This window comes from Neobacillus drentensis (assembly GCF_036965245.1).
In the GTDB taxonomy this organism is placed as follows: domain Bacteria; phylum Bacillota; class Bacilli; order Bacillales; family Cytobacillaceae; genus Neobacillus; species Neobacillus drentensis_G.
In genome coordinates this window covers 1,536-9,306 of record NZ_JBALPG010000170.1, presented here as the reverse complement: position 1 = coordinate 9,306, position 7,771 = coordinate 1,536, and the positions used below count along the sequence as shown (strand labels likewise).

Sequence of the window (7,771 nt, the reverse complement as noted above, 5' to 3'; positions counted from 1 at the left end):
CGTCCGAAAGCTTTTCCGCGTCCGAAAGCTTTCCCGAATCCGAGCGCTTTCCCGAATCCGAGCGCTTTCCCGAATCCGAAGCCTTTCCCGAATCCGAACGCCTCCCCGCATCCCCCCGCTTCATTGCGGAGTACTAAACTAAATGTTGCTAATGAAATTTCCTAGGTCTCAGGTTGTAGATGATATTACAGCAACTGCCCGATGCTGATGTCAAACTGGAAATTCTATAATGAAAAGGGTAAATTAACCAATCGCTAGGAGAAGAAACAGCGGGTGGTTTAAAACAAGCGGAGGGGAAGAGAAGGGATGAAATCGTGGATTAATTTTTCACTAAAGAACGCAGGGGTTATTTTTATTGCCATGTTAATGGTGATTGCTGGGGGGATTTATTCAGTCAGAACGATGAAGATGGAATCAATGCCTAATGTCGACATTCCTTATATTGTCGTCCAGGTTCCCTATATTGGGGCAACTCCTGAACAGGGATTAGAGGATATTGGTAAGCCATTAGAAGAAACACTGTCAGGAATCAAGAAATTAGATAATTTATATATTGAAGCACACAGTAATATTGTAGTGGGAATTCTTGAATTTGAAATGAGCAAGGATATGGACGAAGCAGAAAAGGATGTAACAACGGCAGTCGCTTCCATGAAGCTGCCTGCGGGTGCAGAAAAGCCTGATATTCTAAAGGATGGGCCATCTGCCATACCTGTATTTACATTTGCGCTTTCGTCTGAAAAAGCTAATCAATCGGACCTGACTCAATTTATCAATGAGCAGATTAAGCCGGCATTGACAGGAATCGATGGAGCTGGAACCATTGATATTTCGGGTGAGACCGAAAAGGAAGTAGCGATTAAACTCGATCCAGAAAAAATGAAGCAGCATGAGATGACGTATGAGACAGTCAAGCAAACGCTAGTAGCACACAATTTTTCATTCCCTGCTGGGCAGGTAAATGTTGAAGATAAAACGTTCAATATACAAGCCGATTTCAAGCTGGATTCAGTTGAGGATGTTAAAAAGATTCAAATATTGGCTCAAGGACCTGCCGGAATGCAACAAGTAAGCTTGTCAGAAATCGCCGAAGTTTCATATAGCAACAAAAAGGAAATGGTCTACACGCGATTAAATGAAAAGCCAGCTGTTTTGGTTGAGATGAAGGCACAGCCAGGCTCCAATACCGTTGAAGTGGTGGGGGAAGCAAAGGAAAAGCTGGATGCATTAGATCTTCCTGCAGGCTACAAATTAACGAAATTATATGATACATCCAAAGAAGTGAAAACATCAGTTGATGGTATGCTGCGGGAAGTCTTACTTGGCACCTTATTTGCTGTTATTGTTACGTTCTTATTCCTACGTAATATAAGAGCAACGATTGTCGCTGTTCTGTCCATCCCATTATCGATATTAGCCTCGATGATTACATTGAAATATTTTGGCTATAGCTTAAACATGATGACCCTGGCTGGAATTGCGGTTGCCGTTGGACGGGTTATTGATGATTCGATTGTCGTCATTGAAAATATTTACCGTCGAACCTTAACTAGCACAAGACGTGATGAAAGAATGGTTTTGACAGCCGCAAAAGAAGTCGGAGGAGCGATTACCTCTTCCACCCTTACTACCATTGCCGTATTCGGGCCGCTTTCCTTTGTTCCAGGGATAATTGGTCGTTTTTTTGCGCCGTTTGGCATTACAGTCATTGTTGCACTCGCGTTTTCCTTATTTGTTTCGTTGACCGTTGTACCATTATTAGCAAAGCTATTTTTGCTGCGGATTAAACATCAAGAGGTGAAAGAAACATTTTTTGAAAAAGCCTATAAGCATCTGCTGTCATGGGTATTAAATAAGAGGGCTGTTACAATAGTTTTGGCTGTCATCCTTTTTGCCGGGTCACTGGCATTAGTTCCTATGATTCCAAAGAATTTTTTACCTCAAGAAAAAGCTGTCTCCTACCGGTTAGCAGGAGATTTACCAGATGGAACTTCATTGGATAAAGCGAACGATATTGCTGTTAAAGTAGAAGATATTTTAGCAAAGGAAAAGCAAATCAAACATTTACAAACGATTGTGAATGGCGAACATATTCGTTTTTCCATTGATTTAAAGGATGACATCACTAAGGCTCAAACAAGTGATTTTGAAAAAAGGGTGAGATCAAAAGTAGAAAAACTGGATGATCAAATGCAGGTAGCCCTTTCTCCTGTTGGTATTGTGGGAACCAGTGGTTTAGCGTTAATTATCGAGGGCGGGAATGCCAAAGACTTAGAAACAGCCGGGAAACTAATTACCGATAAGATTAAAGATATCGATGGCTTAGAAAATGTAGAATCCAACCTCACAGGAGTGAAGGAACAGCTCCAATTGGAAATAGATGATCATAAAGCGGCAGAAAAAGGGGTTAGTCCCGTTATGATTGCGGGATACGTGAGAGAACTCATTTCAGGTGATACTGTCTTAGATATGCAAGTAGAAGGGAAAACAACTAGTGTAAATTTGTCATTGAATAGCACCTCCGTAAACACCATCAATGATATTATGAGTCAAAAAATGACCAATCCGATGGGGCAGCAAGTAAGCCTCTCAGAAGTGGCAGCCCTAAAAAAAGCACCTAGTCCTTCCGCTTTGTATCGTTTAAATCAGCAGCCATATGTCCAGGTTACTGGCCGGATCACGACGGATAATTCCTCCGGTGTGCAAGCGGAGGTCGATAAACGACTTAAAAAAGTAGATTTACCAAAAGGGGTAACTTATCGTTCAGAAGGTCAAGCGCAAGCGATGAATGAAGGATTTACCAATATGATGATTGCTATGGCAGTGGCAGTAGTACTTGTATTTATCGTGATGCTTATAGCATTTGGGAATATGTTAATGCCAGTAGCTATCCTATCTTCGTTACCATTCTTATTTTCAGGCGGGTTACTAGGATTATATCTTACTAATCAAGCACTTGGTATGCCGGCTTTAGTTGGGTTTCTGATGTTAATAGGTATTGTTGTCACAAATGCGATTGTCTTGATGGAGCGAGTGAAGCAGAATGAGAAGAAGGGTATAGAGGTCAAAGAAGCTTTACTAGAGGCTGGAAAAACGCGTCTTCGCCCAATTCTCATGACGGCTTTTGCAACAATCGGTGCATTATTACCATTAGCACTCTCAAGTGAAGGGGGATTAATTTCAAGATCTCTAGCGATTGTTGTTATTTCAGGGTTGTTGACATCCACTCTATTAACCTTGGTGATTGTGCCGACTACTTATCATGTAATGAAATCGGTAAAAGGGCGGTTATCTAAGAAGACTACTGATAAGGTAACTGGAAAGGAATCAGCGTGAGTGGGTTTAATTTAAATATCCACAAAAATTAGGGTGTTTATTATTATTAGACGAATTAGTATAATTCCACCTAACTAAATTAGTTGGGTGGTTTTTTGCTATCGTATTGCACCATAAAAACGGCTAATTGAACGACTAATAGCAGAGGGAAGATCCATCCCCACTTTAGCTTTAGTTGTGCTAGTGCCCTCAAGTTGCCTTTTCCAGAAAGCCTACTATAAACGATATGATAATGTCGTCAAATACCATAGATGCTATCACCTTATGCAGAATATATAGAAGATACAAAAGTGCAAAAATTCCACAAAGGAAAAATATTCCTATAATAATATTATAAAAGTTTTTCAAAGAAGGTAAGGAAAAATAGGAATTATTCCCTAAATCGTTTAATTGGGATAATGAATGTAGGAAAAAGGGCACTCTTAAATGTTTGCTAGTGAAAATAGATGTTTGGGCTCTATTCATATCTAAACATTCGTGCACATTTCAACACATTTTTCGTGGATTGGGAGGGGAAGTGACGTAAATATCAAGGATTACAGTCTTTTCATAAAACGTTTGGTTGAAGGGGAAATTTGTAGTGAATGGTCAAGTGTTGTCTAATTATAGAGAGTAATAAAGAGAAATTAATTAGTTAGTTATGCCTATTTTTATCTTAATATTTTCAATTGTCCGCTGTAAGAACAGTTTCCTTGCTTACTTAGGAATATTCGCAAATTTCCGAATTGGTGTTTACTAATATTGAAATGAATTGTAGTATATTAATATACCATCAATTGTTTATTTATTCTAAAGAATCGAAAGTTTATTTTTTCTCACAAGATTAAGAAAGTATAAATTCGACTTCGAGAAATGTCCAGCTTCATCGCCCAACGGCTAATAGACTTCGCTCTTCTCCCTACGATAAGTCAACATCGGATCGCTATTACTCTCCGTGTTTCCTTTATCTCAGTCGAAGCGCTCCAGTTTATACACCGCGCAAATGAAGCTTGCGCTTTTCTTACAATTGGATGGGTTACATACTTATTAAAAACAACAGAGAGGGGGATTGGTATGATTCGATTTGATTCTGTAAACAAGTTTTATGGAGACTTTCATGTTCTCAAAAATATTAATCTAGAAATTAATAAAGGTGAAGTAGTCGTTGTCATAGGTCCTTCTGGATCGGGGAAAAGTACGATGCTTCGCTGTATTAATCATCTGGAAACGATCTCTGATGGGGAATTAACTGTTAACGGGTTGAAGGTAAATGACAAAAAAACAAATATCAATCAGTTAAGACGAAATATCGGGATGGTATTTCAGCATTTTCACTTATATCCGCATAAAACCGTTCTTGAAAACATTACGACTGCACCCTTGATGGTATTAAAACAATCAAAAGAGGAAGCTGAGAAAGTAGCAAGATATTATCTTGAAAAAGTAGGTATACCCGATAAGGCAAACGCATATCCATCTCAATTATCAGGGGGCCAGCAGCAAAGGGTTGCGATTGCAAGAGGACTTGCTATGAAGCCTGAAATTATGCTGTTTGATGAGCCTACTTCTGCTCTGGATCCTGAAATGATTGGTGAAGTGCTGGATGTTATGAAAACGCTGGCAAAGGAAGGGATGACGATGGTCGTCGTTACCCATGAAATGGGATTTGCAAAAGAGGTTGCTGATCGCATTATCTTTATGGATCACGGGCAAATACTTGAACAGGGAAATCCGGCTGATTTTTACGCGAATCCAAAGGAAGAAAGAGCGCGCCTATTCCTCAGCCGTATATTAAATCATTAAAAACAAAGGGGGATTTATATGTTTAAGAGTAAAACAAGTAAGATAGCCGGCATTCTATTATTATCGGCTTCCATGCTTCTTTCAGCATGCGGCAAAGGGGGAGAAAAAGAAACGGCAGGTACAGCAAAAAATGCTTTAGAAGAAATTAAATCGAAGGATAAAATTGTGATCGGTGTAAAATATGATACAAGATTATTTGGACTTAAGAACCCATCTACCGGCAAAGTAGAAGGTTTTGATATTGATATTTCAAAAGAGTTGGCAAAAGACATTCTTGGTGACGAGAAAAAGGTTGAGTTTAAGGAGGTTACATCCAAAACTCGTATCCCGATGTTAAACAATGGCGATATTGATGCGATCGTTGCAACAATGACGATTTCAGAGGAACGAAAAAAAGAGGTTGATTTCTCAGATGTCTACTTTGATGCAGGACAATCACTGCTTGTCAAAAAGGGAAGCCCGATCAAAGGACTTAAAGATTTGAAAAAGGATACGAAGGTTCTTGCAGTTAAAGGCTCAACATCCGCAATAAATATTCGTGAAAAAGCCCCAGACGCAACTGTATTAGAATTTGAAAACTATACGGAAGCCTTCACAGCGTTGAAATCCGGTCAGGGCGATGCCTTAACAACAGATGACTCCATTCTATACGGAATGGCTGACCAAGATTCAAACTATGAGTTGGTCGGTGGTACTTTTACAGAAGAGCCATACGGAATTGCGGTTAAAAAGGGTAATAAAGAATTAGTTGACGCGATTAATAGCGCTTTAAAGAAGATGAAAGATAACGGAAAGTACGATGAAATTCACAAAAAATGGATCAAATCGAACTAACAGCTACTGATATCAGGATGGGCAGACCATGCTCATCCTGATCACTTCTTAAGAAAAGGGGGGAGATCTATATGCTTGATTTTTCGATACTGATAAATAACTTGGATACATATTTAGAAGGATTTAAGAACACAGTGTTGGCAAGTATCATTGCCCTGATAGGAAGCTTTATTATTGGTGTGATTGTAGCAGTTATGAGAATCGCACCAATTAAACCTTTAAATTGGATTGGCAGCGTATATGTTGAGTTTATCAGAAATATTCCTCTTCTAATCATAGCCTTCTTCTTTTATATCGGTCTTCCTGCAATCGGTGTAACGTTATCTGGATTTGTGGCAGGTACGATTGCCCTTGCCATTTATACGGCTTCATTTATTGCGGAAGCGATTCGAGCTGGAATACAATCTGTACCGAAAGGACAAATGGAGGCAGCAAGATCATCAGGTCTAACCTATTTGCAGGCGATGCGGATAATTATTTTGCCACAAGCGATAAAAATAGTTATTCCTCCAATTGGCAACCAGTTTATTAATCTTGTAAAAAACTCCGCTATTTTGGGAATGATTGCTGGTTTAGATTTAATGTACTTCGGTGATCTTGTATCCTCCCATACATTCGTTACATTTGATGTATATATTTTTGTAGGGATGTTTTATCTTGTGTTAACAATACCATTAAGTCTTGGCGTAGGTTATCTGGAAAAACGCTTGGCTAGAAGCCATTAAGGAGGGGAATTATGGATATTGCAGGAGCTCTCTCAGTCGATAATTTAAAATTCCTCGCTGATGGTTTTAAGGTGACGCTTTACATTGCCTTTGTCTCTATTGTACTAAGCTTTATTATTGGAATCGTGTTAGGGACCTTACGATATGCAAAAATTCCGTTCCTATCGAAGGTCGTGGCATTGATTGTTGAAACGATTCGGAATCTGCCGCTGTTACTTATTATTTTCTTTACCTTTTTTGCCCTGCCGGAAGTAGGAATTAAGCCAAGCATCACGGTTGCGGCGATATCAGCATTGACTATATTTGAATCAGCGATGCTGGCTGAGATTGTAAGAAGCGGCTTGAATTCAATCGATAAAGGACAAATTGAAGCTGCCCGTTCATCAGGGTTAACGTATACCCAGACATTATGGCATATTGTCATGCCACAAGCCCTAAGGCGAATGGTTCCACCGATTGTCAGCCAATTTATCTCTTTATTGAAGGACACTTCACTGTGCGTGATTATTGCTTTACCGGAATTCATGCATAATGCCCAAATCCTCTATGCCCAAAACGTTAATTACATTGTTCCAATCTTTATTGTAGTTGCTTTCATGTACTTTATTGTTAACTATTGCTTGTCATTAATTGCTCGCAGACTTGAAAGCAGGCAAGTATAAAGGAAGCAAGATGACGCTTCTAAAATGAACAATCGGAAGTTTTGCACGGAAAAAGGCACAGCTAGTGGACGAGCTAGTTGTGCCTTAGTTTTGTTTCAGCCAGTCTTACTGGCCAATACTAGCGAGTCACTGCCCGATGAGTATGATTTTTTCAATGAATTTAAGCCAATCTACTATTGTTGAATTGTTGGTTTTTACCTGCTAGATAGCTCCCCTACTCTCGACAAATTTCTTTTCTGCTTGGCAATAATAAACCTTATAAATCGGCACTTTAACGCTATACTAATCAATCGATTGATTAGTATAGTATATAAGGAATTAAGTCGAATGGATGTCGCTAATCTACATTGATGTTTGCTCTCTTTTTTTAGTGCAATGCCAACGTAGACCCCTTCTACATCGATGTTAGCCTTCTTTTTTAAGAGAAACACC

The 7,771-nt window shown here is 39.2% G+C and carries 6 protein-coding genes; 5 read left to right on the top strand and 1 reads right to left on the bottom strand.

All coding sequences use genetic code 11. The features are described 5' to 3' along the window. The first annotated feature begins 306 nt into the window (after nucleotides 1-306). From V7150_RS24120 to V7150_RS24100, 5 genes are all read left to right on the top strand, one after another. A complete protein-coding gene (locus V7150_RS24120) occupies nucleotides 307-3,336 on the top strand; it encodes an efflux RND transporter permease subunit (RefSeq protein ID WP_335523304.1) in 3,030 nt (1,009 codons plus the stop codon). Nucleotides 3,337-4,389: 1,053 nt separating this feature from the next. Further along, the gene (locus V7150_RS24115; RefSeq protein WP_335523303.1) at nucleotides 4,390-5,118 is read left to right on the top strand and encodes an amino acid ABC transporter ATP-binding protein; all 729 of its coding nucleotides are present in this window, start codon (nucleotides 4,390-4,392) and stop codon (nucleotides 5,116-5,118) included. Nucleotides 5,119-5,136: 18 nt separating this feature from the next. After that, on the top strand, nucleotides 5,137-5,952 hold the full coding sequence (locus tag V7150_RS24110; protein ID WP_335523300.1) for a transporter substrate-binding domain-containing protein: 816 nt from the start codon (nucleotides 5,137-5,139) through the stop codon (nucleotides 5,950-5,952). A 71-nt stretch (nucleotides 5,953-6,023) separates the two neighbouring features. Further along, nucleotides 6,024-6,677: an amino acid ABC transporter permease gene (locus V7150_RS24105; protein ID WP_335523299.1), complete on the top strand. Its 654-nt coding sequence runs from the start codon at nucleotides 6,024-6,026 to the stop codon at nucleotides 6,675-6,677. 11 nt (nucleotides 6,678-6,688) lie between these two features. Then, nucleotides 6,689-7,339 carry an amino acid ABC transporter permease gene (locus V7150_RS24100; RefSeq protein ID WP_335523297.1) on the top strand — a complete coding sequence of 217 codons (651 nt, stop codon included), beginning with the start codon at nucleotides 6,689-6,691 and terminating at the stop codon, nucleotides 7,337-7,339. Nucleotides 7,340-7,533: 194 nt separating this feature from the next. Here V7150_RS24100 and V7150_RS24095 read toward each other — a convergent pair. Then, on the bottom strand, nucleotides 7,534-7,771 hold a 238-nt coding region (locus tag V7150_RS24095; RefSeq protein WP_335523295.1), incomplete at its 5' end, for a hypothetical protein.

Coding starts and splice junctions, on each gene's coding strand:
- V7150_RS24105 (WP_335523299.1), top strand. CDS start 6,024: ATGCTTGATTTTTCGATACTGATAAATAACTTGGATACATATTTAGAA.
- V7150_RS24100 (WP_335523297.1), top strand. CDS start 6,689: ATGGATATTGCAGGAGCTCTCTCAGTCGATAATTTAAAATTCCTCGCT.
- V7150_RS24110 (WP_335523300.1), top strand. CDS start 5,137: ATGTTTAAGAGTAAAACAAGTAAGATAGCCGGCATTCTATTATTATCG.
- V7150_RS24115 (WP_335523303.1), top strand. CDS start 4,390: ATGATTCGATTTGATTCTGTAAACAAGTTTTATGGAGACTTTCATGTT.
- V7150_RS24120 (WP_335523304.1), top strand. CDS start 307: ATGAAATCGTGGATTAATTTTTCACTAAAGAACGCAGGGGTTATTTTT.